Source organism: Rhodoblastus acidophilus (genome assembly GCF_025961575.1).
GTDB lineage: Bacteria > Pseudomonadota > Alphaproteobacteria > Rhizobiales > Beijerinckiaceae > Rhodoblastus > Rhodoblastus acidophilus_C.
Map to the genome: position 1 here is coordinate 25,908 of NZ_JAOQNX010000003.1, position 25,353 is coordinate 51,260.

18 protein-coding genes are annotated in these 25,353 nt (G+C 62.5%); 11 read left to right on the plus strand and 7 right to left on the minus strand.

The annotated features are described in order from the left end of the window. The first annotated feature begins 12 nt into the window (after positions 1-12). The 6 genes from M2320_RS02520 to M2320_RS02545 all read left to right on the plus strand — a co-directional run bounded on the left by M2320_RS02520 (position 13) and on the right by M2320_RS02545 (position 8,817). Positions 13-1,020 (plus strand): hypothetical protein, encoded by a 1,008-nt coding sequence (locus M2320_RS02520; protein WP_264595951.1) that lies wholly within the window; start codon positions 13-15, stop codon positions 1,018-1,020. Positions 1,021-1,109: 89 nt separating this feature from the next. Then, positions 1,110-1,595, plus strand: a complete 486-nt coding sequence (locus M2320_RS02525; RefSeq protein ID WP_264595952.1) for a hypothetical protein — start codon at positions 1,110-1,112, stop codon at positions 1,593-1,595. A 254-nt stretch (positions 1,596-1,849) separates the two neighbouring features. Then, positions 1,850-3,478 (plus strand): efflux transporter outer membrane subunit, encoded by a 1,629-nt coding sequence (locus M2320_RS02530; protein WP_264595953.1) that lies wholly within the window; start codon positions 1,850-1,852, stop codon positions 3,476-3,478. A 5-nt stretch (positions 3,479-3,483) separates the two neighbouring features. Next, positions 3,484-4,638, plus strand: coding sequence for an efflux RND transporter periplasmic adaptor subunit (locus M2320_RS02535; protein ID WP_264595954.1), 1,155 nt, complete (start codon positions 3,484-3,486; stop codon positions 4,636-4,638). Between the two features lie 26 nt (positions 4,639-4,664). After that, the gene (locus tag M2320_RS02540) at positions 4,665-7,835 is read left to right on the plus strand and encodes an efflux RND transporter permease subunit (protein WP_184425548.1); all 3,171 of its coding nucleotides are present in this window, start codon (positions 4,665-4,667) and stop codon (positions 7,833-7,835) included. A gap of 103 nt (positions 7,836-7,938) precedes the next feature. Beyond that, the gene (locus M2320_RS02545; protein ID WP_264595955.1) at positions 7,939-8,817 is read left to right on the plus strand and encodes a lipid kinase; all 879 of its coding nucleotides are present in this window, start codon (positions 7,939-7,941) and stop codon (positions 8,815-8,817) included. Between the two features lie 3 nt (positions 8,818-8,820). On the opposite strand, the gene M2320_RS02550 is transcribed toward M2320_RS02545, so the two are convergent. Beyond that, entirely contained in the window at positions 8,821-9,105 is a 285-nt protein-coding gene (locus tag M2320_RS02550; RefSeq protein ID WP_264595956.1) for a hypothetical protein, read from the minus strand. Between the two features lie 167 nt (positions 9,106-9,272). Between M2320_RS02550 and M2320_RS02555 the strand changes: the two genes are divergently transcribed. Further along, entirely contained in the window at positions 9,273-10,355 is a 1,083-nt protein-coding gene (locus tag M2320_RS02555; protein WP_264595957.1) for an acyltransferase family protein, read from the plus strand. Between the two features lie 51 nt (positions 10,356-10,406). On the opposite strand, the gene M2320_RS02560 is transcribed toward M2320_RS02555, so the two are convergent. From M2320_RS02560 to M2320_RS02580, 5 genes are all read right to left on the minus strand, one after another. Continuing rightward, a complete protein-coding gene (locus tag M2320_RS02560; RefSeq protein WP_264595958.1) occupies positions 10,407-10,631 on the minus strand; it encodes a hypothetical protein in 225 nt (74 codons plus the stop codon). 653 nt (positions 10,632-11,284) lie between these two features. Beyond that, positions 11,285-14,440 (minus strand): metallophosphoesterase, encoded by a 3,156-nt coding sequence (locus tag M2320_RS02565; RefSeq protein WP_264595959.1) that lies wholly within the window; start codon positions 14,438-14,440, stop codon positions 11,285-11,287. 295 nt (positions 14,441-14,735) lie between these two features. Then, entirely contained in the window at positions 14,736-18,431 is a 3,696-nt protein-coding gene (locus M2320_RS02570; protein ID WP_264595960.1) for a vitamin B12-dependent ribonucleotide reductase, read from the minus strand. Positions 18,432-18,760: 329 nt separating this feature from the next. Next, complete coding sequence (locus tag M2320_RS02575) at positions 18,761-19,495, minus strand: LrgB family protein (RefSeq protein WP_264595961.1); 735 nt, start codon at positions 19,493-19,495, stop codon at positions 18,761-18,763. Further along, a complete protein-coding gene (locus tag M2320_RS02580) occupies positions 19,492-19,851 on the minus strand; it encodes a CidA/LrgA family protein (RefSeq protein WP_184425575.1) in 360 nt (119 codons plus the stop codon). Before M2320_RS02580 ends, M2320_RS02575 begins: the two co-directional genes overlap by 4 nt. A 215-nt stretch (positions 19,852-20,066) precedes the next feature. Between M2320_RS02580 and M2320_RS02585 the strand changes: the two genes are divergently transcribed. The 4 genes from M2320_RS02585 (at position 20,067) to M2320_RS02600 (ending at position 24,628) form a co-directional block, all read left to right on the plus strand. Beyond that, positions 20,067-20,474: an NADH:ubiquinone oxidoreductase subunit NDUFA12 gene (locus M2320_RS02585; RefSeq protein ID WP_184425576.1), complete on the plus strand. Its 408-nt coding sequence runs from the start codon at positions 20,067-20,069 to the stop codon at positions 20,472-20,474. A 3-nt stretch (positions 20,475-20,477) separates the two neighbouring features. Further along, a complete protein-coding gene (locus M2320_RS02590; RefSeq protein WP_264595962.1) occupies positions 20,478-21,290 on the plus strand; it encodes a DUF2155 domain-containing protein in 813 nt (270 codons plus the stop codon). A gap of 233 nt (positions 21,291-21,523) precedes the next feature. Beyond that, complete coding sequence (locus M2320_RS02595) at positions 21,524-23,719, plus strand: methyl-accepting chemotaxis protein (protein ID WP_264595963.1); 2,196 nt, start codon at positions 21,524-21,526, stop codon at positions 23,717-23,719. Between the two features lie 48 nt (positions 23,720-23,767). Next, positions 23,768-24,628, plus strand: coding sequence for a formate/nitrite transporter family protein (locus M2320_RS02600; RefSeq protein WP_264595964.1), 861 nt, complete (start codon positions 23,768-23,770; stop codon positions 24,626-24,628). A 2-nt stretch (positions 24,629-24,630) separates the two neighbouring features. Here the strand turns inward: M2320_RS02600 and aat are convergent, their stop codons facing one another. Beyond that, a complete protein-coding gene (aat, locus tag M2320_RS02605; RefSeq protein ID WP_264595965.1) occupies positions 24,631-25,290 on the minus strand; it encodes a leucyl/phenylalanyl-tRNA--protein transferase in 660 nt (219 codons plus the stop codon). Positions 25,291-25,353: the final 63 nt, after the last annotated feature.

Sequence of the window (25,353 nt, forward strand, 5' to 3'; positions counted from 1 at the left end):
CGGGAGTTTTGGATGCGCATCGCCTTTGGACTCGCTCTGATCTGCGCCGCCGCCCTGTGTGGCCAGGCGCAGGCGCAGGTGAGGCTCGAGGCGATCGGCGACGCGCAGGACGCCATGAACGATGCGCTGTTCGCCACGCCCAACAAGACGACGCCCGCGCCGCTCGCCAATCTCTATGCGACCGCGCCCGATCTCGAAGCGCAGATCCCCGCGCCGCAGTTTCGCGCCAATGCGCTGCTGCCGCTCGGCTGGAACTCCAACGCCAATGAGGTCAACCAGGGCGGCATTGCGTCGGGCCAGTGGCGGCCGGTCGGGACCCTGTCCTGGGCGGCGCCCGTCGGCGATCTGCCTTTGCGCGCGACCGTCACGGGCTTCGCCGAGACCGACCGCTATTTCCGCGCCTCGCAGGTCGATCTCGACAAGAGCGGCGGGTCGGCGCGGCTGCAATATGTCGATCCCGGCAACGATCAGGCCTTTTCCCCCTATTTCGCCTTCGCGCCGCGCTGGGATTTTTCGCCGATCTTCAGCAATCAGCTTTCGGCGCGCCAGGATTTCAATCTCGGCTTCAACAAGAGGTTCAATTTCGACGGCGCCTTCCGGCCGGTCGGCGTCGCCGGCAATACGTCGGCGGCGACCGTGCTGTCGTTCGGCCTGACCGCCTTCGTGCAGCAGCGTCTGCGCGAGCCGCAGACCTCTTCGCAAGCCGTCTTCGTCATTCCCTCGATGAGCTATGTCCTCAGCCCGGACTGGAACGCCAGCCTCGCCCTGGAATTGTTGGGGCGCTGGTTCGACCGCAACGGTTTTGGCGCGGCGAACCATATTTACGAGGTGCAACCGATCGCCACCGTCGAATATGTCGTGCCGGCCTCCGTGTTCGGCGGCGAGGGCAATGCGGCGCTGTTCGGCCATCCCGCCTTCGACCTCCAGGGCTCCTATCTGAAATGCTGGTCGACCGCGCCCGGCGGCGGTTTCGCGCAGTTCCAGGCGGTCGCCGCGCTGAAACTGGGCTGGCGCTTCTGACGGCGGTCCTGCGGAAAAGGCAAGCTTGACCTGCGGAGGCCGCGCGGCAATGATTCATCAACCGTCTTTCATCGCCTGGGCCGCTCGACATGTATTGGGGTTTGAAAGACACGTTTTTGGGCCTGCTGCTCATCGTGGTGACCACGGCCTTCCACACGATGGGCGTGGTGCTGATCGCCTTCGCCGGTTCGGGGATCAAGGACCGGGTGGCGAACTGGAAGCTCGGTTTGCACAGGGGCGTGCTGTTCGTCATGCTGGTGATCGCCTCGGTCGGGCTGATGCTGGCTCTGCTGCACGGCATTGAATACGCCATTTGGGCCGCCGCCTATTACGGGGTCGGCGCCTTGGACTCGCCGGCCCAGGCGATGCTCTATTCGATCGACGCCATGACCACCCGCGGGGCCTCGGGGCTGTTCCTCGAACATGACTGGCGGATGCTCGGCGCGCTCGAGGCCGCCGACGGCATGATCCTGTTCGGCATCAGCACCGCCTTCCTGTTCACCGTCATGCAAATCCTGTGGCCGCTGCTGACCAACTGGCAGATCGCCGGCGCCAAAAAGCCGCGCCGCCCATAGAACATCCTGTTTCCGGCGATTTGATTAGACTTTTCGCGCGCGCGTAAAACGCGGGCGCGCTGCGTATCGTCCTGTTGTGTTTGTCCAAAGTCGGGAATTTCTGGCGTTGCCAAGTTGCAACAGCGCGAGGAAAACGGCGCTCAAGCGCAACCATTGCTTGATCGCCTGGCGGTCGGCGCCTAACCCTAAGCATATTGTTCGATGTAATCAGAAACGGGTTAACCCATGGTTAATTTCGCCGGGCGGGATGTCCGATGAGTCGAGATCACGACATCTCCCGGCGCTTGCGCAGGGGCCCGGCCGCCCGATGGGGGGCGTTGGCTCTGGTCGCGCCGCTCGCGGGCTGCGCCGTCGGGCCGAATTTCGTCACGCCGCCGGCGCCGGTGGCGGCGAACTGGCGGGAGGCGCATGTCCCCTCGATCAAGACCAATCGCGAAAACTATCGGAAATGGTGGGCCGTCTATCGCGACCCGACCCTCGACCGGCTGGTCGAACTCGCCTATGAGCAGAATCTCACTTTGATGGAGGCGGGCGCTCGGGTGATCAAGGCGCGGGCCAGCCTCGGCATCGCCATCGGCGAGTTCTTCCCGCAGACGCAGCAGCTCAACGGCGCCGCCGACTATATGCAGCCGAGCCGCACCGACGCCACCTCGAACCCGTACAACACGCTGTCGCGGCAGTTCTGGCGCGTCAATCTCGGCGGCCAGGTCGCCTGGGAGCTGGATTTCTGGGGCAAGTTCCGCCGCGGCGTCGAATCGGCCGACGCGGCCTATCTCGCCACCATCGCCACTTATGACGACGTGCTGGTGACGCTGATCGGCGATGTCGCCAGCACCTATATCGCCATTCGCACCTCGCAGCAGCAGATCGCCATCGCTAGGGACAACGTCGTCAAGCAGAAGCAGGCGCTGGCCCTGGCGCAGGCGCGCTTCAAGGGCGGCGCCACCTCCGAGCTCGATCCGCTGCAGGCGGAAAACGTGCTGGCGCAGACCCAGTCGACCATCCCGCAATTGACCGCGGAATTGCAGAAGCAGGAGAACGCCTTGCGCGTCCTGCTGGGCATGACGCCGGACTCGCTCGACGGGCTGCTGACCCGCTCCAAGGGCATTCCCTCGGCCTCCGCCAATGTCGCGGTCGGCATTCCCGCCGAACTGCTGCGCCGCCGGCCGGACATTCGCGCCGCCGAACTCAAGGCTGCCGCGCAAAGCGCCCAGGTCGGCATCGCCGAGGCCGATCTCTATCCGGCCTTTTCGCTGGGCGGCGTGCTCGGCACGCTGGCCAGTTCGACCAATGGCCACAGCCTCAACCAATTGTTCAGCCCGCAGAGCATCACCTTCGCCTTCAGCCCGTCGTTCAGCTGGCCGATCCTCAATTACGGCCAGATCACCAACAATGTTCGCGTGCAGGACGCCGAATTGCAGGCGCTGCTGATCAATTACCAGAACACAGTGTTGAAGGCGCAGCGCGAGGTCGAGGACGGGCTCAGCAGCGTGGTGCAGGGACGCCAGCAGGTCGCCTATCTCAAGCGCAGCGTCACCGCCGCCAGCCAGGCGCTGGTCATCGCCCTGCAGCAATATCAGCTGGGCTCGCGCGACTTCACCACCGTCTTGACCGCCGAGCAGAATCTTTATCAGGCGCAGAACAATCTCGCCGTCGCGCAAGGCAATGTCTCGATCGGCCTGACCACGACCTATCGGGCGCTGGGCGGCGGCTGGCAGATTCGCGAAGGCCATGATTTCGTCAACGCGGCGACCCGCGCCGAAATGCGCGCGCGCACCAATTGGGGCGATGTCCTGCCGCCCGCCGACCAGCCGCAACCGGCGGCGCCGGGACTTCCCTCTCCGTCCGATATCGGGCCGACCGTAAGGGCGCCGCAATGGTGATCGCCATGACCAAATTCAAAACTTCGTTGACATTTTTCGCGGCGCTTCTGGCCGCTGTCGCCACAGCGCCCGCGCTGGCCGCCGAGCCCGCGACCCTGGTCGCCCAGGCCGAGCCGCCGGCCATTCCCGTGATCACCCCCCGGGTGCAGACGGTGAACGAAAGCCTGGAGGTGACCGGCAACGCCGAGGCGGTCAACCAGGTCATGCTGGTCGCCCGCGTCCCCGGCTATCTCGAGAAAATCCATTTCGAGGATGGCGCGCTGGTCAAGAAGGGCGATCTGCTGTTCACCATCCAGCAGGACCAGTACAAGGCGCAGCTGCAGCAGGCCCAGGGCCAGCTGCTGGCGCAAAAGGTCGCCCGCGACCACGCCCATCTCGAAGTCGGGCGTTTCACCCAGCTGCTGAAACAGCATGCGACCTCGCAGGTCGAGGTCGACCATTGGGTGTTCCAGGAGAAGACCGCCGAGGCCAATATCATCGCCGCCCAGGCGCAGGTCGAGATCGCCGAGCTCAACCTGTCCTACACGGAAGTGCGCGCGCCCTTCGACGGCCAGATGGCCAAGCATCTGGTCGATCCCGGCAATATGGTGGGCGCCGATCCCAAGAGCGCGTCGCTCGCCCAGATCACCCAGCTCGATCCGATTTATGTGGTCGCCAATATCAGCAGCCAGCAGGCGCTGCAGATCCGCGCCAATCTCGATCAGCGCCGCCTGAGCCTGGACGAATTGCACCGCATTCCCGTGGAGGCCTCGCTCTCCGACGAGAGCGGCTTCCCGCACAAGGGGACGCTGCAATATGTGGCGCCGTCGATCGATCCCTCGACCGGCACGCTTTTTGTGCGCGGCATTTTGCCTAATCCGAACCGGACCCTGCTGCCCGGCGTGTTCGTCCGGGTGCGTCTGCCCATGGGCAAGGTCATTCAGAGCGCGCTGCTGGTTCCGCAGCGGGCGCTGCAGGAGGACCAGGGCGGCCGCTTCCTGCTGGTCGTCGGCGCCGACGACACCGCGCAGAAGCGCTATGTCAAGCTGGGGTCGCTGGTCGGCTCCTGGCAGGTCGTCACCAGCGGCGTCGAGCGCAACGAGCAGATCGTCGTCGGCGAACTCTGGCGCGTCTCGCCCGGCCTGAAGATCAAACCGACCCCCGCCGCGACGGACCGCTGAGCCCCCGCCCAATCAAGGACTAGCCGATGCTCTCGAAATTCTTCATCGAGCGGCCGGTGCTGGCCAATGTGCTGGCGATCGTGCTCGTGCTCATCGGCGCCGTCAGCATGTACCGGCTGCCGGTTTCCGAATATCCCAATGTCGTGCCGCCCACCGTCCAGGTGACCGCGAGCTATCCCGGCGCCAGCGCCCAGACCGTGATCAACACCATCGCCCTGCCGATCGAAACGCAGGTCAATGGCGTCGACCGCATGCTCTATATGGAGTCGACCTCCGCGCCGGACGGCACCTACAGCCTGACCGTGACTTTTGAAATCGGCACCGATCCCAATATCGACCAGGTGCTGGTGCAGAACCGCGTGCAGCTGGCTTTGGCCTCGCTGCCGGAATCCGTGCAGGCGCAGGGCGTCAGCGTGCAGAAGAAGAACACGGCGATCCTGCAGATCGTCACGCTGCAATCGCCTGACGACCGCTACGACAGTTTGTTTCTGAGCAATTACGCGACCATCAACCTGACCAATGCGCTGGCGCGCCTGCCCGGCGTCGGCAGCGTCAAGGTGTTCGGCGCGGGCACCTATTCCATGCGCATCTGGATGGATCCGGAGAAGCTGCAATCTTTCGGTCTCGATCCCAGCAACGTGATCCGCGCCGTCCGCGAGCAGAACCAGAATATCGCCGCCGGCCAAGTCGGCATGCCGCCGGCGCCGTCGGACACGCCGTTCCAATTCACCATCGACGTGAAATCGCGGCTCGACCAGCCCGAGGAATTCGCCAGCATCGTCATCAAGGACCAGACCGCGCAGGGCGGCCGTCTGATCCATTTGAGCGATGTCGCTCGCATCGAACTGGGATCGCAGACCTACGCGCAGGAATTCATCGTCAATGGCCGGCCCGCCGCCGGCATCGCCATCTACCAGACGCCCGAGGCCAATTCGCTGCAGGTCGGCAAGGAGGTCAAGGCGCTGATGGCGCAGATGGCCACCCGCTTCCCCGCGGGAATGCAATTCGCCATCCCCTATGACACCACGATTTTCGTCAAGGATTCGATCGCGGAAGTCTATCGGACGCTCTACGAAGCCGGCATTCTGGTGCTGGTCGTCATCCTGGCCTTCCTGCAGAATTTCCGCGCCACGCTGGTGCCGGCGACCACCGTGCCGGTCACCATTATCGGCGCCTTCGCCGGCATGGCGGCGCTCGGCTATACCGTCAACCTCTCCACTTTGTTCGGCATCGTGCTGGCGATCGGCATCGTCGTCGACGACGCCATCGTCATTGTCGAAGGCGTGACCAAATATATCGAACAGGGCCTGTCCGGCCATGACGCCGCGATCAAGGCCATGGACGAATTGTTCGGGCCGATCATCGGCATCACCCTGGTGTTGATGGCGGTGTTCATTCCCGCGGCCTTCGTCCCCGGCCTGACCGGCAATATGTTCGCGCAATTCGCGCTCGTCATCGCCGTGACCGCTTTGATCAGCGCCATCAACGCCGCGACGCTGAAGCCGACGCAATGCGCGCTGTGGCTGCGCGAGCCCGTGCCGCCGCAAAAACGCAATTTCATCTTCCGCGCCTTCAACGCCGTCTATGACCCGATGGAGCGCCGCTATGCCGGGCTGATCGGCCGCATGGTGAAGCGCAGCAAGCTGATGGTGGTGATCGCGCTGATCGTCTCCGGCCTCGGTTTTTGGGGTCTGGCGCGGCTGCCCACGGCCTTCATCCCGATCGACGACCAGGGTTATTTGCTGGTTGCGACGCAATTGCCGGAAGGCGCGGCCATCGGCCGGACCAAGGCGTCGCTGAAGGCGGTGACCGAGGCGGCGCAGAAAATCCCCGGCGTGGACGAGGTGATCGCGATCGCCGGCATGTCGCTGCTCGACAACAGCGCCGACATGTTCAACGCCGGCGCCGCCTGGGTGATGCTCAAGCCGTTCGACGAGCGGCTCAAGGCCAAGGACCAGGACCTGATTTCCATTTACAAGAACCTGTCGGCGGCGGTGGCCTCGCTGCCCGACGGCAAGGCCTATGTGCTGCCGCCGCCGGCGATCCAGGGCATCGGCAACGCCGGCGGCTTCCAGATGCAGCTCGAATTGCTCGGCGGCAGCACGGATTTCGAAAAGCTCGGCAATCTCACCGACGCCATCGTCGCCGCCGCCAACAAGGACCCGGCTTTGCGCAACGTGCTGACCACGTTCCGCAATGACGCGCCGCATATCGCGCTGACGGTGGACCGCGATCGCGCGCAAACCCTGCGCGTCAGCGTCGGCGATGTGTTCGCCGCGCTCACCGATTATGTCGGCTCGACCTATGTCAACCAGTTCAACAAATTCGGGCTGTCGCTGCAGATCTACGTCCAGGCGGATTCGAAATTCCGCCTGCATCCCGAGGACCTGCTCAACCTCTATGTGCGCAGCCAGGACGGCAGCATGGTGCCGATCGGCGCGGTCGCCCATTTGGGATCGACCGTCGCGCCGGCGCTGATCACCCAGTACAATCTCTATCCGTCCTCGACCATCATCGGCGGACCCGCGCCCGGCTTCAGCTCGGGCCAGGCCATGGACGCCATGGAGGCGATCGCCAAGCGCATCCTGCCGTCGGACGTGACCTTCGAATGGACGGCGATGTCGTACCAGGAGAAGCTGACCGGCAACCAGCTCTATGTCGTGTTCGCCTTGTCGCTGTTGCTGGTCTATCTGGTGCTCGCCGGCCAGTATGAGAGCTGGATCCTGCCGCTTGCGGTCCTGTCGGCGGTGCCGCTGGCGCTGCTCGGGCCGGTGATCGCGCTGACGGCTGTGGGCGCGGCGAACAACCTCTACACCCAGATCGGCCTGATGCTGCTGATCGCGCTTTCGGCGAAAAACGGCATTCTGATCGTCGAGGTGGCGCGCGAGAATCGGGTCATCCACGGCAAGTCCATCTGGGACTCCGCCGTGGAGGCGGCGCGGGTGCGGTTCCGTCCGATCCTGATGACGTCCTTCGCCTTCATTCTCGGCGTGCTGCCGCTGGTGCTCGCCACCGGCGCCGGCGCCAATGCGCGCAAATCGCTGGGCATCAGCGTGTTCAGCGGCATGATCGCCTCGACCTGCCTCGCCGTGCTGTTCGTGCCGTCGTTCTTCGCCGTGTTGCAGGCGCTTGAGGAGCGTCGTGGCAAGGGCAAGAAGAAGGTGGTCGAGGGCGCGGCGGCCGAGCCGGCGGCGTGAGGGCGGCGCGGGCGGCGGCGACGGCGCCCGCTTTTTCTTCATCGATGAGCTCACCTCCCGCCTCGTCCTGTATACTGGCGCGATTTCACGCTGGGGAGTGACGATGGAGTCTGGGTCTGCGCCGCGGCTGCTGGTCGTGGTCAACGCGCATAGTCGCGAGGGCGCCGCGCGGGCGGAGCCGGCTTTGGCCGAATTGCGGGCCGCCGGGTTCGACTGCCTGGTTTTGCGCGCGCAAACGCATGAGGAGGTTGGCGACTGGATCGCCCGTCATGCTGCGGGCGCGGCGGGGGTCGTGGCGGTTGGCGGGGACGGCACGGCCAATCTCGTCGCGCAGGGGGCGATGGCGTCAAAACTGCCGTTCGGGCTCATTCCCGCCGGGACCGCCAATGATCTGGCGCGCACGTTGGGGCTGCCGACCGAGCCGGTCGCCGCCGCGCGGGTGATCGCGGCGGGGCGGCGGCGCGCCATCGACCTGGGCGAGGTCAATGGGCGGTTTTTCTTCAATGTCGCCAGTCTGGGCTTGAGCGTGCAACTGGCGCGGCGGCTCGACCGCGACACCAAGCGGCGGTTTGGCCGGTTCGGCTATTGGATCGTCTGCGCGCGCGTTTTTTTCGGGGTGCGGCGGTTTCGCGCGCTGATCGCCGCCGATGGGACGGTGGTGCGCGTGAAAAGCCTGCAAATCGCGGTCGGCAATGGCCGGTTTTATGGCGGCGGGCTCGCCGTCGAATCTTCGGCGCAAATCGACGACGGCTGTCTCGACCTTTATTCGCTGGAATTCGCGCATCCCTGGAAGCTTGTCGCCATGGCTCGGGATTTTCTGGTGGGGCGTCATGGCTTGTGGCGCGAGGTCCGGGTGTTGCGCGCCGAAAAATTCGAAATCCGCACGCGGGCGCCGCGCGCCATCAATGCCGATGGGGAAATCGTCGGGCGCACCCCCGCGACCTTTGTGGTCCATCGCGGGGCTCTGGAGGTTTTTGCCTAAGCGTCAGCCGGTGTAGTGGTGGCCGCGCGGCGGCTGATCGTGGCCGCGGCTCGGGTCTCGCGCGTTCAGGAGCCGCTCGTGCCGGGCGCGGGCCAGCGGCGCGATGAACCAGGCCAGCGGCGCCGAGGCGATCAGGCTGGTGGCGACGACATAGGGCATCAGCGTCATGGCAAAATTCGCCAGCGGCGTCGCCATCACCAGAATCACGCCGACCCCGAACGTGACCGCCTGGACCATCATGTAGATCAGGATCGCGATGGAAGCGCGCTTCGACAGGTGATCTCGCATTTGTCCTCGCAGGTGTTTGTAAATCCCTGCGATTTGAACGCGAGCCCGCCGGGGGCGTTCCGTCGCGGTTGCGGGTTTGTGGTTTGCGGTTTTTTGGGGGGCGGGGGCTCCAGCTTCGCGCAACGCGCTTGTGGGGGACTGGCGCGTCCCCTATGGCTGCGCGCACAATGACACGAAGCTTTTCCCTGGTTCTCGACGCCCTGCGTTTTCTCGCCGCTGCGTGCGTTCTGCTCGACCACCTCACCTCCTCGCCCTTCACCTCAAATGTGCTGCCCGCGCGCGCCGGGGCCTATGGCGACATTTCCGTCACGATTTTCTTCGTCCTGTCGGGTTTCGTCATCGCCCATGTCGTCGGCCGCAACGAGCGCGACGCCGCGACCTATGCCCTGGCGCGGCTGTCGCGGCTTTATTCCGTGGTTCTGCCCGCGATCGCCGTGACCTGGCTGGCCGATTCGCTCGGCGCGGCGCTGAACCCCGAATTCTACGCCGCGCAAAAAGTCATGTGGGCGCCGCCGAGTCTTGCCGGCTATGGCGCCTCGTTGTTTTTCATCAACGAATTCCGGGGCCTCGGCCTTGACGGTCTGATGCCGGGCGGCAATGCGCCGTTCTGGAGCCTGAGTTTCGAGGCCTGCTATTATGCGCTCGCCGGGCTCATCCTGTTCGCCCCGCGCCGCTGGCAAGTCGTCGCGATCCCGGCGCTGCTGCTCGCTGCCGGGCCGACCGTCGCCGTTCTCGCGCCGATCTGGGCTCTCGGATTCCTCCTTTATCGTCTCGCGCCGTCGCGCGCCCCGCGTGTGCTGCTCGCCGCCGCCCTGGCCCTGGGTCTTGGCGGCGTCGTTTTCGCCCCCGAGCTTTTCGGCGCCTATGACAATTTTGGCCTGCGCTTCCCCTGGGGCTGCGGCTCCTTCAACCGCAATCTCGTCGAGGACTATGGCGTCGCCTTCTGTTTCGCCGTGGCGCTTTACGCCCTGCGCGGCCTGTTCGACGGCGAGGGGCGCGCGCCGCCGGTTTTGGAAAAACTGGTCCGCCGGGCGGGCGCGCTGACCTTTCCGCTTTACTGCCTGCACTATCCGCTGCTCTGCCTGGCCTGCGCGCTCAGCCCGTTTGGCGCGGAGGACCCGCGCCGGGCCGTGCTTGCGGCGGGATGCGCGCTGGGCGCGGCGGCGGCGCTGACGCCGCTGTGCGACCGCCTAAAACTGGCCTTGCGCCAGCCCGTTTGGCGCGCTGTCGCGCTCATTCCGGGTAGATAGCCGCGTCCCTCGATTTTGATGGATTGAGGCCAACGCCAGAGGCCCCCGGGGCTAGGAGACGGCGCCCGGGCCTTGCTTCGCGGATTTGGCGCACAGCTTTTTGCGGGCGGCGCGCCATTCTTGCGGGGGTAGGGGGGTGAGGCAGTCCGGCGCGCGGCACAGCGGCCGCGGGCGGGTTTGGGCGCAGTTTTGCAGGACGCCGCGGGAGGCGCGATAGGCGGCGCGTTCTTCTGGGGTGAGGTCGTCAGGGGCGATCTGGTCTGCGGATTCGCTCATGTGCGCATTATAGCGGCGCGGGGCCGGGGGAGCGATCCTCCGGCGTTGGCTCTCCCTCGCCCCGCTTGCGGGGAGAGGGCAGGGGTGAGGGGCAGGGGCATTGGCTTCAGTGTCGTCAAGCAAGCTTTCCTGACGACATCGAGGATCGCGCCCCAACCCCTCACCCTAACCCTCTCCCCGCTTGCGGGGAGAGGGGACGGCGCCGTGGAGCGCGGCGCGCAAGCGAACAACGGACCAAAACCGCGTTCTTTGTGAAAAGTGAAAATGAACAGGCGGGCCTTGACAAACGCCAAAAATTTGTTCCGGTTATGTTCCACGTGAAACTTTTTCTGGTAAAGCATTGATCTGCTGTGCGTTATTGCGCGCTATCCCCCGCGCCGCCGTCGCGACAACCGCGAAGTTGCATGCGCGAAAATCGACGTTTTTTGCGCGTTTTTTGCACGAAAATGCAAGAAAACACGCGATTTTCGTTCAATTTTCGCGAGTCGGTTTCAACCTAAGGTAGAAATTCCGCAAAAACGCCCACTCAGACCCACTGGAACAGGTACCAAAAAAAACCGAACCTAGGCCCGAAGAACGCGAGAGTCGCGCGTGGCACCGGGCGGGGAAGGGAAGCAGTCTTGCGTCGTTAACTCTCCCTCACATTTCTCTTTCTAAGATCTGTTTTCTCGGAGCTTTGTCACCAACTCGTCTTTTTCAAGCTTATTTAGATATTCCGTTATATGTTTTGATCTCGCATCGCCCTTTAGTCCACGCAAGTCTGCGCTAAGCTCCGTTACGATTTCGCGGAATGGCTTTTGTTCTATTTGAGACATTCCATACCGGAGATATATATCCCGCAGCTTAAACAGCAACGACTCTAGCAGGAACGGAGACGGAGGGTCCTCTGCAAGAGACTTTCTAAGCGCCTTCAATTGAAGCATGTATTCTGAGAGCTTCATGTCTGCGTATAGCCCGACTCGAAGGTACTCCTCTGTTTTCTTTTTAGGCGGCTTGTCGTCGTTTAGGACAGTCTTGGACAAAGGCGTTTTTAATTTCTGAGAACCGAGATCGCTCCTCAAGATATTAGACACGACAAGTGGTATGACGAGGAACATTGCTCGCAGCAAACGTCCGCTAACGTCCTTTGGTATCGTTAGCTCGAAGTGAAACGGTCCAATTGTGATCTGCCGCTCCGAGAGCAGTGTTTCAAATGTGAGACACGCATAACGAAGTAGTGTGGCCCACCCGCTTAGTATCACATCCAGGTGTTCTTCCTTCTTTGTGACACTTATGCCCTCCAAGTTTTTTAGAGCAACAGAATAACACCTTAATGTTATCACCCAGCATCCAAGAAGATCTTGGAGATCGACGTCTGGACGTGATAGTGAGGGTTTAATCTTGTCGCCATTCTGCTTTCGATCAAGTACCTCGTCTCTCGTTTCATCCGAGAGGTTGGGGCTTGTTAGCTGATGAGTGATCTGATCTGAAAATTCATCGCCGCTTTTTTCTACGGATGGCAGTTTGAGTGTTTCTAAACGATCCGTCCACGCTAAAGGGGCTATCAGTTTGGCTACCTCGGCAGCATAGTGAGCGTATTTCTCTCCCAAAAATTCAAGCGCCTTAGTGTCATTGCGTTTGAGTCCGCAATAAATGTCGATTTCATTCATGTAGCTCATATATATTTTATCTGAGAACACCCAGTCCCTGAAATCACATTGGTACGTCATCTGCGTTGCAATGAAGAACGATAAAAATAGATTGTAACGAAACATAATACTGTTTCCATCACAATCAAATATCTTATTGTTTGTAAAAAATTCTATGATCTTTGTGTAGTCCTGTTCGATTCCGATATCTTTAAAGTATTTAGTCGTCCATCCGTAGAGTGACTCGTATTCGACGATAAATTTGTTCTCGCGACACATCATTTCCGCGATGTAAGAAAGGTAGTTTATCTGGTCTCGGTAATCGAACGCGTTTCTAAACCGATATTCTGGTTTATATTTATTAAGCACCCCTTCCACAAAATTTTCGAGAACCGTAGAAGTATTTATGGGCGAAAAGCCCTTGTCCTCCTGCAAAATCGACAGGTAGATTGTGACGTACGCAGCGGTGAGAGGAATGCCTAAAGCATCAAAGCGGGTTATGATCTCTTCTACTGCTTGGTCGATCGTGTATCCAGCAGGCTCTTTCCATCGCTTTATGAGTGCCCGCACTCGTCCGCGGTTCAATGGCTGCATTTGAAGGTAGATGAATTTTTCCAATCCGAGGATTGGCTTCAAGCCATCGCCCTTAAATAGCGGAAGCTTGGCTGTAATAATGAACTTGGCTTTTGGGTACGTGGAATACATAACCTTTAAGCTATCCATGTGTTCAAGATTAGCTACATCAAAGTCGTCTATTAATATGAGGAGCCGCCCAGCATCGTGGAGTGGCAGTAATTTTAAAGAAGGGCTATTGGAATCGGGGATTGATGCCCGTATAGTTGATGTTATGCTCGCTTCATAGGATTTTAGTTTTCGAGAATCTACGATTGCGGGAACTCGTGCGCGGGGTAATTCTGCGCAAGTTCTGTATGATTGTATGTAAAGGTATCTGATGAGTGATGTCGCGCCAAACTCTTTGTCGGCGGCAATTACAATATTTTCAGATGCGTTGAGCAACTCAGAAAATCGATAGATATTTGATATCGAAGAGTCGATTTTTTCATCGCCTTGGTGGGGGCGAATCAAATACGGATCAACGAAGGTCTCGCTTAATGTTTTGTCGACAATTGTCTGTTCAAGCGGTTTGCACATGGCGTCTTGCGTGGCCATAAGCAAATAGCATACGTCATCCTGCGTAGGTGGCGGTACGATGTTTTTCCAGTAATTATCTGACGCTTGGGTGTTGTAAAACAGCCCTCGTTTATTGACATCAAGTCCTTCATCGAACTCGTTGCGGTTTGCATAATAGCTTCTATACCGGGCCTCGATATGGAAATGGTCTTTTACGCTTGCAACTCGAATTACTGAATAACCATTGTAACTTCCATTTCGCTCGAATAGCGCGCCTCCTTGCGCAAGGAACATCTTTCCTGACGGGCTTATTTTTGCGGTGGGTTTGCTTTGGTGGACATGGCCATAGCAGTGAATATCCACATATCGATCAAAGGTGTTGTCCAAATGGCGAGTCGTGCTCTCATTCATATCGTATGGTGAATGGTGAGCTAGAGTAATTATCCTGTGGCCTTTTGGAACTTCCTGGAAAGCACCTGTCGCCATTTCCGTACAGATTGCGAGATGTCCTCTGTCGTCCTCGGAGCCTTTGAGGCTGCATCCGAAGGCGCTGTTAAAAGTGACAAACGAAAGCTTTTCTGAATCGAATGAATGAACAGCATAGAACGGATTGTTCCACGCGCCACCATATTTGGATGCAAGCTTAAAAAAATCAGAAGATATATCTTTTGCGTATTGCTTAAGCTCGGGCTTCTTAATAAGCGCGAATAACTTATCCTGATCCTTCAGTGCACCCTGAAGTGTGGCGTAGACCATTTCTTTATCATTTTGAGTTTTTCGGCTCACGTCGTGATTTCCTGGGCACAGGATGACGTTTTCGTTATTCACTCCGAGTTTCGCAACGAGCGGAATCAGAAATCGTTGTTCGAACTCGTTATATATATTGGCGTCATCTGGGTTGTTGACCAGATCTCCCGTAAAAATCAGAAAATTCGCTTCGAACCCGTGTTCGCGTTGTTCGTCAATGTCTTTGAAAAGACTCTCAATAATTTCGCGTTGAAACGGGCTGTCCGATTTGTAATGGAGGTCAGTGATGTGGACAATTTGCATTTAAGAACCTTGATTCGTTTCCGTTGATTATATCGAACTTTTCGCGGCACCGACGAGGGTTCGCACCGTTTCGTCCACCAAACGATCAAAATGATTTTCTTGCGATTTTTCGCGTCTTTTTGTCTTTTACGTTGGCGTTAGCGAAACGCAGAAGATCCGGCAGATTGCTCTGCCGGATTGGCTATATTTGTCAGTCGTTTAGCTGGTTTCGGGAAAAACCAGATTCAAATTTGCGGAAGAAAAGCGGGGTTTTTCGGAAAAACCACGTTCAAAATTCCACATATGGATAAATCCCTCAGCTGCACCCGGTCGTGGCGCCGCAGGTGTCGCATTTCATGCAGGTGCCGTTGCGGACCAAGGTAAAATTCGCGCATTCGGGGCAGGCTTCGCCAATATACCCTTTCATGCGGGCTTCGGCTCTCCGGTCCAGGGCGGTGTCGGGAAGTTTGGTCGGCGGCGTCCAGGTCAGCGTGTCCAAAAGACTCGCCGCGCCCGGCTCGACCAGAGCGTCGGATTTCAGCGCGGTCGCGCCCACCGTCGTCGCCGCAACCGTCGCCGGCTTTTCCGTCGCCCGATCCGTCTGCACCAGCATCAGCTTGTCCGTCTTGCCGCGGACGAGGCCGCGCGAGACGAAACGCTGGGTCTGGTTCGGCTGCGCCGCGGGGGCGCGGCTCTGGTCGTCGCCGGCGCCCATGGCGGTGTGGCCGATGTCCGAGGGGTCGACATGGGCGAGGTCGTTGCGGCCGAGATAGGAAATGGCCAGTTCGCGGAACACATAGTCGAGGATCGAGGTCGCGTTCTTGATCGCGTCATTGCCCTGGACAAAACCGGCGGGCTCGAAGCGGGTGAAGGTGAAGGCGTCGACATATTCCTCGAGCGGCACGCCATATTGCAGGCCGACCGAAATCGCGATGGCGAAATTGTTCATCAAGCTGCGGAAGGCCGCGCCTTCCTTGTGCATGTCGATAAAGATTTCGCCGATGCGGCCGTCGCTGTATTCGCCGGTGCGCAAATAAACCTTGTGGCCGCCGACCACGGCTTTTTGCGTGTAGCCTTTGCGGCGGTCCGGGAGCTTTTCGCGCTCGCGGCGGCGCTCGACGCGCTCGATGACGCGCTCGACGATTTTTTCGGCGATCTGCGTCGCGCGGGCCGGCTGGGTCTGCTCGATGAAGGCGTCATAGGCGTCCTCATCCTCGTCCTCGTCGCTGATGAGCTGGGAGTTCAAGGGTTGCGAGAGTTTTGAGCCGTCGCGGTAGAGCGCATTGGCCTTGAGCGCCAGGCGCCAGGAGAGCAGATAGGCGTTCTTGCAGTCCTCGACGCTGGCGTCATTGGGCATGTTGATGGTTTTGGAGATCGCGCCGGAAATGAAGGGCTGCGAGGCCGCCATCATGCGGATGTGGCTTTCGACCGACAGATAGCGCTTTCCGGTGCGGCCGCACGGGTTGGCGCAGTCGAACACCGCATAATGTTCGGGCTTGAGATGCGGGGCGCCCTCGACCGTCATCGCGCCGCAGACGTGAATGTTGGCGGCTTCGATCTCGGCCTTGGTGAAGCCGAGGAAGGGCAAAAGTTCGAAGCTGGGGTCGTCCAGTTTTTCGAACGGCACTTTGAGCGTGTTGGCTAAAAATTCCGCGCCGAGCACGAATTTGTTGAAGGCGAATTTGATGTCGAAGGCGCCGACCAGCGCCTGGTCCAGCGCGGCGAGCTGGGCGTCGCCAAACCCCTTGGCTTTCAGCGTCGTCGGGTTGATGCCGGCGGCCTGGTTGAGGTTGCCGTGGCCGACCGCGAACACTTCGATTTCGGCGATCTGGGCTTCGCTGTAGCCGAGGGCGCGCAGGCCTTCGGGCACGGCGCGGTTGATGATTTTAAAGTAGCCGCCGCCGGCGAGCTTTTTGAATTTGACCAGGGCGAAGTCGGGCTCGATGCCGGTGGTGTCGCAATCCATGACCAGGCCGATCGTGCCGGTGGGGGCGACGACCGAGACTTGCGCGTTCCTAAAGCCGTGCTTTTCGCCGAGCGTCAGGGCGCGGTCCCAGGCGCGCTTGGCGTGCTCGATCAGGTTTTGCTCGGGGCAGGAGGCGGCGTCGAGCGGGACCGGATTTACGGCCAAATCCTCGTAGCCGATGGTCTCGCCGTAAGCCGCGCGGCGGTGGTTGCGGATGACGCGCAGCATGGCGCTGGAATTGCCGGCATAGCGGGCGAAGGCGCCGAGCTGTTGCGCCATTTCCGCGGAGGTCGCGTAGCAGACGCCGGTCATGATCGCCGAGAGCGCGCCGCACAGGCTGCGGCCGGCGTCGGAATCATAGGCGAGGCCGGACGACATCAGCAAGCCGCCGATATTGGCGAAGCCGAGGCCGAGCGTGCGGTAGTCGTAGGAGAGCTGGGCGATTTCGCGCGACGGGAATTGCGCCATCAGCACCGAGATTTCCAGCACGACGGTCCACAGGCGGACGGCGTGCTCATAGGCGGCGACGTCGAATTTCTTGGTGTCGGGGTCGCGGAATTGCAGCAGGTTCAGCGAGGCGAGATTGCAGGCCGTGTCGTCGAGGAACATGTACTCGGAGCACGGATTTGACGCGCGGATTTCGCCGCCGGCCGGGCAGGTGTGCCAGTCGTTGATGGTGGTGTGGAATTGCAGGCCGGGGTCGGCGGAGGCCCAGGCGGCGTAACCGATCTTGTCCCAGAGGTCCGCGGCTTTAAGAGTTTTGGCGGGCTTGCCGTCGGTGCGGCGGATCAGGTTCCAGTCGCCATCCTGCTCGACCGCGCGCAGGAACGAGTCGGTGATGCGGACGCTGTTGTTGGAGTTTTGGCCGGAGACGGTGAGATAGGCCTCGGAATCCCAGTCGGTGTTGTATTCGTCAATGTCGAACGAGGTGAAACCCTGCTTGGCGTATTGCAGGACGCGCTTGATGAAGGAGTCCGGGCAGTTGGCGCGGCGGGCGAGCTTGATTTCGCGCTTGAGCGCGGGGTTCTTGTCGGGATTAAAGCAATCGTCGCCGGGGCCTTCGCAGTTCACCGCGGCCTTGAACACGGCCTTCATGTGCTTGCGCAGGGTTTTGGAGCCTGCGACCAGGGCCGCGACCTTTTCCTCTTCGCGGACCTTCCAGTCAATAAAAGCTTCGATGTCGGGGTGGTCGGCGTCGACCACCACCATTTTCGCGGCGCGGCGGGTGGTGCCGCCGGACTTGATGGCGCCGGCGGCGCGGTCGCCGATTTTGAGGAAGGACATCAGGCCGGAGGATTTGCCGCCGCCGGACAGGCGCTCGTTTTCGGCGCGCAGGCTGGAGAAATTGGCGCCGGTGCCGGAGCCATATTTAAAGAGGCGCGCCTCGCGGACCCACAGGTCCATGATGCCGCCCTCGTTGACGAGGTCGTCGCGCACCGACTGGATGAAGCAGGCGTGGGGCTGCGGGTGCTCATAGGCCGAGTTCGAGGCGGTCAGGACTCCCGTCTCGTGGTCGACATAGAAATGGCCCTGGCCGGGGCCGTCGACGCCATAGGCCCAGTGCAGGCCGGTGTTGAACCATTGCGGGGAGTTGGGCGCGGCGATCTGGCGGGCCAGCATGTAGCGCATTTCGTCGAAGAAGGCTTGGGCGTCGTCTTCGGAGTCGAAATAGCCGCCTTTATAGCCCCAATAGGCCCAGGCGCCGGCGAGGCGATCAAAAACCTGCTTGGCCGAGGTTTCGCCGCCGAACCGCTCCTTTTCCGGGAGTTCGGCGAGCGCGGCTTCGTCGGGGACCGAGCGCCACAGGAAGGACGGGATGGTGGGCTCTTCGACTTTCTTCAGGCGCGCGGGGACGCCGGCCTTGCGGAAATATTTTTGCGCGAGCACGTCGCAGGCGACCTGGCTCCAGGCGGCCGGGGTCTCGATGCCGGTCTGCGAGAACACCGTGCTGCCGTCGGGATTGCGGATCTCGCTCTTGGTTTCGCGAAATTCGATCGATTGATAGGGAGACTGGCCTGCATTGGTGTAGTGCCGCTCGATCCGCATTTTTCTGTCCGTCCCCGCCTGTGCCTGTCGATAACGCCGGGCGCACGACCGCGTTCGCGTCGGGAAAACCCGACGACGCGGACGATACGCAACCGATTTGAACGCTCCATTCGGCGAGGGGGGCGCATGCCAAATTCGCGGCCAGGGCCGCAAAAACCGCCTCTCGAAGGAATGAGGCGATGCTAAGACTGCGCCCCGGCGTCGTCAAGATATTGTGGGTGAGTTATCAACCGCCACCACAATTTGAGGATTGTGGGGATGAATTTGAAGGGTCGTTAAGAATTTCTTTGCCTTTTCCGCCATAGTCGTCTAGCGCCGCCGGACACAAGCTAAAGTCCCAGCAAAGGCCGCAGGATCGGCAGGATGACGCTGGTGAAGGCGCCGTTCAGGCCCATGCCGATTCCGCCAAAAGCGCCCGCGACCGAATCGATGTGGAAGGCGCGCGCCGTCCCGATTCCGTGCGAGGCCACCCCCGCCGCCATGCCGATCGCCGCCGAATCCTTGATTCGCATCAGCCGCATCAGCGGCGTCAGCATCATCGCGCCGGCGACGCCGGTGACGATCACCAGCGCCGTGGTGAGAAAGGGCGCGCCGCCCAGCTGTTCCGACAGGCCCATGGCGATCGGCGAGGTCACCGATTTCGGCGCGAGCGAGGCGACGATCAGGTCCGAGCCCTTTAGCGCACGCGCCAAAAACGCGGCGGAGAAAATGCCGACCAGCGCGCCCACCGTCAGCGAGGCCACGATCGGCAGGGCCGAAGCCCGCACCTGCTCCCAATGGCGATAGAGCGGAATGGCGAGCGCGACCGTGGCGGGGCCGAGCAGGAAATGGATGAACTGGGCGCCCTCGAAATAGGTCTCGTAGCTGGTGCCCGTCAGATAAAGCGCCAGAATGATCATGGCGGCGGCGATCACCACCAGATTGACGGCGGGATGGCGGCCGCAGGCCATGGAAATGCGGTCGGCGATGACATAGGCGACCAGGGTGAGGGTCAGCCACAGCAGCGGCGTATGGGCGAGATAGACCCAGGCTTCCGCGCCATGGGGCAGCAGGTGGTCGATCATGGCTTTGGCTTTTTCGTCAGCAGGCGGAAGGTGAGGGCGGTCGCGGCCAGCGTCAGCGCTGTCGAGACCAGCAGCGTCACGGTGAGCAGCAGGGCGTTGGCGGAGAGAATGTCGAAATAGCGCATCATGCCGACCGTCGCCGGCACGAACAGCAGGGACAGATGCCCGAGCAACCGGTCGGCGATGGCGCCCAGCTCTTTGGGCACGGCCTTTTGGCCCTGGCCGCCGCGCGCGAGCAGATAGGCGAACAGCAGGCCCATGCCGACCACGGGGCCGGGCAGGGGCAAAGCGAACAGGCGGCAGACCAGTTCGCCGAGCAATTGGCAGAGGAAAATGCCGGCAAGGGCGGCGGTCATGCGGGACCTCCCCATGTTTCCGGGCGCGGCATGCTCGCGCCCGCTCCGTCTCCCCACGAGCGGGAAGAGGGGACGCGCTCGCGTTAAACCCAGGCTTGGGCTTTCGTCAACGCTTTGCCGCCCTATGGCCCCAATGAACGACTGGACATCGTCAGCCGGCGCCGCCATAGTCCGCCCGGAAAAAGTCACCCGGCCCAAAAATCTGGATTCGCGCGATGAAATGGCTTGTGCAGCTCTTCACTTGGTGGAACGAGCAGACCCTGGCGACCCGTATCCATACGGCGTTGCGCGGCGAGCGCGTCGGCGAGGATGAGTTCGGCAATGTCTATTATCGCTGGAAGAAGGGCAAGATCGATCCCGCGCTCGGCTTCAACCGCCGCTGGGTGATCTATAAGGGCGTCGCCGAGGGCTCCAAGACCCCGCCCGGCTGGTACGGCTGGCTGCATTACCAGACCGATGAAATTCCCACCGCCGCCGCCTACACGCCGCGCGAATGGGAAAAGCCCTATGTTCCCAATCAGACCGGCACGCCCAACGCCTGGCGCCCGCAAGGCTCGACGCTGCGCTCCGGCGTCCGTCCGGCCGCGGGCGGCGATTACCAGGCCTGGTCGCCCGACGCCTGAGCCATGCGACAGTCTTATCTCGCGCTCTGCCTCGCGGCGGGCCTGCTGGCCGGCCAGGCCGCGCGCGCCGACCAGATCCGCAATCCCAACGCCGTGTTCGCCGGTCTGGACAAGATCACCGGCCGCATCATCTCCTTCGATGTCGCCATCGACGAGACCGTGCAGTTCGGCACGCTGCAGATCACGCCGCGCGTCTGCCTGACCCGGCCGCAGACGGAAAATCCGCTCACCGAGGGTTTTGTCGAGGTCGACGACGTCGAGAGCGCCAAAAGCGCCAAGCGCATCTTCTCCGGCTGGATGTTCGCCGCGAGCCCCGGCCTGCATGGCGTCGAGCATCCCGTCTATGACGTCTGGCTGAAGGACTGCAAGGGCGGCAAGGAAGTGGTGGCGTCGCCCGCGCCGGGAACGCCCGCCGCGACCCCGCCCAACGCCCAACCCGCGCCCACGCCCGGCAAGAAGCCGCGCATTCTCAAACCGCAGGAGCCCGAGGAGCCCAAGGTCGAGGCGCCGGCGTCTTCGGCCGAGCCGGCCCCGCCGGCCGAGCCTGTCGACATCGCCGCGCCGCCCGCTGGACCCGCGCCGCTGCCGCCGCCCGTCGAGGTCGGCGCGCCTCCGGGCGCCGGCGCCGCGCCGGCTGCTCCTGCAGCGAACCCGGCGGATCCCGCCGCGGCCCCGCCCAAGCCGAAAAAGAAGCCGAAGCCCAAGCCGCCTGCGCCGCAATCGCCGCAGTCTCAGCCGACGGCCGCGCCGCCGCCGCAACCTCAGCGCGCGCCGGAACCGCGCGGCGGCTTCCCCAATCTGCGCGACCTCTTCTAGCAGGCCGATCAGCGCGTTGGCCGCCCCCGCCCTTCGAGACGCCCGCCAAGGCGGGCTCCTCAGGGTGAGGGCTAATTTATTGTTTTAAAATAATAAACATCTGTCGAATGGCCCCGTCCCGACGCTTCGCTCGACGCGTCCGGAGGCCGCACAGCCAGCCCCGCGCAACCCAGGACCGCTAGGCTCACCTCCGGCGCGCCCAACGCTTGGCGCTCCGCAGCGGAGGCTTGTCCATGAATATCCATTCCATCAGGGTGCGCATTGTCGCGCTCTCTGCTCTGTGCGTGGTGCTGGTCACCGGCGCCATTCTCAGCTTCAGCATCTATTCGACAAGCCAGTCCTCCGCCTATGTCGCCGAGAGCGTCGATGAACTGCTCGACCGCCTGAGCAAGGAATCGCTCTCGCGCCTCGCCGCCACCCAGGCCGGCGTGATCCAGACCGAGGTCGAATCCGCCTTCGACGTCGCCCGCGTCATGGCCCGGACGCTGGAAATGATCGCCCGCCCCCCGGAAAAATTCGGCACGCGGATCGAGGCGCGCCGCGCCCAGCTCAATGACATTCTGCTGCAGAACCTGAAGGACAATCCGCGCTTCAACGGAACCTACAGCGCCTGGCTGCCGCATGCGCTCGACGGCCTGGACGAAAGATATGTCGACCGCAAGGATCTGGGATCGGACGACACCGGCCGCGCCCTGCCGTACTGGACGCGCGACGCCGCGGGCAAGATCGCCTTGCAGCCCCTGGTCGAATATAACAGCCGCGAACTCCATCCCAACGGCGTCGTCAAGGGCGGCTGGTTCCTGGGACCGCAGGAAACCGGCAAGGAGAACATCCTGGCGCCCTTGCCCTATATCGTCCAGGGCAAGGCGGTGCATCTCGCCACAATGTCCGTTCCGATCATGGTGGATGGCAAGTTCGCCGGCGTCGCGGGCGCCGATTTCAACCTCGACTTCATTCAGACGCTCGCCGAAAAGGTCAATTCCTCGATCTATGGCGGCAAGGGCAGCGTCTCCATCGTCACCAATTCAGGGCTGGTGGTCGCCGCCAGCGGCAAGCCGCAGGCGATCGGCGGCCCCTTCGATGCGGTGGACCCGACGGCCAAGCAGGACGCCGGGACCATCCGCGAGGGCCGGGCCGGCGTGTCCGTCGACAAGAGCCGCGACGTCCTCAAAGTGTTCTCGCCGATTCCGCTGGGACGCACCGACGGCGCCTGGTCGGTGATCATCACCGAACCGCGCGCCGTGGTCATGGCCGATGCGCAAAAGCTCTCGGACGCGCTCGCCGCGCGCGGCAGGAGCGATGTCACCGCGCAGGTCGTCGCCTCGCTGGTCGTCGGCGTGCTGGCGCTGGCCGTCATGACCTTTTTCGCCGGCGGCATTTCCTCGCCGATCGCCAAGCTGGCCGAAGCCCTGCGCGCCCTCGCCCGCGGCGAAACCCTGACGGAAATCGCCGGGGCGCAGCGCAAGGACGAGATCGGCGATATTTCGCGCGCCGTGGAGCAGATCCGGGTCGTCGCCGAGGAGGAGGCCCGCCGCAAGGCGGACGCCGCCGCGTCCGACCGCCTGCGCCAGGAGCGCGAGCGCCAGCAGGCCATGTTCAAGCTCGCCGATGATTTCGAGCGCGCCATGAGCGATCTCGTCCAGGGCGTGGTCGCCGCCTCCGACCAGTTGCAGGCGGCCTCCTCGACCATGGCGCAGGCGACCGGACGCGTGGTGAACCAGGCGCAATCCGCGGCTTCCGCCGCCGAGGAGGCGTCGCAGAACGTGCGCACCGTCGCCGCCGCCGCCGAGCAGCTCACCGCCGCCATTGGCGAGATCAAGCAGCAGGTCGACGAATCCGCCGCGATCAGCATCAATGCGGCGAATGAAGCCGAGGCGACCTCCGGCAAGGTCAAGGAATTGACGGATTCGGCGCAGACCATTGGCCAGATCGTCGATCTCATCAATTCGATCGCCGGCCAGACCAATCTGCTGGCGCTCAATGCGACCATCGAGGCGGCGCGCGCCGGCGAAACCGGGCGCGGCTTCGCCGTGGTCGCCAATGAGGTCAAGGATCTCGCCTCGCAGACCGGGCGCGCGACCTCCGAAATCGGCGCGCAGATCTCCGACATCCAGCGCTCCACCGAAGGGTCCGCCACCGCGATCGTCAACATCGCCAATGTGATCGAGCGTCTCAAGACCATCGCCGGCGCCATCGCCCTTGCGGTCGAGCAGCAGGGCGAGGCGACCCACGAGATCGCGCAGAGCGTGGTGGTGGCCTCGAACGGGACGCAGCAGGTGTCGCAGGACCTGCATGGGATCAATGCGGCGGCGCAGGATTCCGCGAGCGCCGCCAGCCAGGTGCAGACCTCCGTGCTCGATCTGGCGCGGCAGGCCGAGGCGCTGCGCAAGGTGATGGGCGAGTTCCTCACCACGGTGCGCGCCGCCTGAGCGACGCGCCGTCCGGAACAAACTGGGGCGCGGCCGGTTGTGCAGGCCGTGACCCCGAAAGACGATTCCTCGCGCGACCCCTTCGCCAAGGGCGCCAAGCTCGACGAGGCCGAAAAGAGCCAGGCCGAGCGGCACGCCACGCCGCCGGCTTTGGTCATTCACGAAATCATCCGCGACGAGGGCGAGGCCGCTTTGGCGCGCGGCGCCGCCGCCACCGGCTGGTCGGGGCTCGCCGCCGGCCTGTCCATGGGCTTTTCGTTTCTCGGCCTCGCCCTGATCCAGAGCGCGCTGCCCGAAGCGCCCTGGCGGCCGCTGGTCGACAGCCTCGGCTATTGCATTGGTTTTGTCATCGTCGTGCTCGGCCGCCAGCAGCTCTTTACCGAAAGCACGCTCAGCGCCGTGCTGCCGCTGCTGGTGCGGCGCGATCCCGCCACGCTTCTGGCCTTGCTGCGGTTCTGGGCGGTGGTCCTCACCACGAATGTTTTGGGGACCGTCGCCTTCGCCGCGCTGCTGACCTTTCCCGAGCTGTTTTCATCCGCGCAAACCCAGGCTTTGGGCGAAATCGCGGCGGCGAGCGTCCATGAGCCCTTCGGTCCCACCCTGATCAAGGCGATCCTGGCGGGCTGGCTGATCGCGCTGATGGTCTGGCTGCTGCCGGGCGCCAAATCGGCGCGCCTGTTCGTCATCGTGCTCTTGACCTATGTGGTCGCGCTCGGCCGCTTCTCCCACATCATCGCCGGTTCGGTGGAGGGATTTTACGCGGTCTTCACCGGGCGGGCGTCGCTTGGCGATTACGCCTTCGGCTTCTTCGTTCCGACCATTTTGGGCAACACCCTGGGCGGGGTGGCGCTGGTCGCCATGCTTAACCACGCGCCGCTCGCCCCGCAATTGCGCGAAGACGCGGATTGAGGTCAGGCGGGACCGCGCGCCAGCGTCAGCACGGTTTCGGCGGGCGCATCGAGCGGCAGCGCGCGAAAATCGCCTTGCAGCGGCAGCGCCGCGCGCAGACGCCGGTGATAGGCGGCGCGCGAAATCTCCACGGCGCCGAGGCTGGCGAGATGCGGCGTGATATATTGGGTGTCGAGCAAAGTGAAACCGCCGCGATTGAGCCGCGCCACCAGATAGGTCAGGCAGATTTTTGACGCGTCGGTCGCCCGGTGGAACATGCTTTCGCCAAAAAACGCGCCGCCGAGCGCCACGCCATAAAGCCCACCGACGAGGTCGTCGCCGCGCCAAGCCTCGACGGTGTGGACGAACCCATGGGCGAACAGCGCGCCGTAAAGCTCGGCGATGCGGCGGTTGATCCAGGTCTTTTCCCGGCCCGGGGCGCTTTCGGCGCAGCCGGCGAGCACGCCGAAAAAATCAGTGTCGATTCGTATTTCAAAACCCCCGGCGCGGATCGTCTTGGCCAGGCTTTTCGATATTCGAAAACCGTCGAGCGGAAACACGCCGCGGCGCGACGGGTCGTACCAGCGCAAATCCTCGTCGTCGGCGTCCTCGGCCATGGGAAACAGGCCGGCGGCATAGGCGTGCAGCAGGATTTCGGGCGTGATCGAAGCGGAAGACGACATTGCGTGATTGTGGGCGCCGGAACGCGTTTCGACAAGACCGCCGGCGTGGGCGCCAAGGATGCC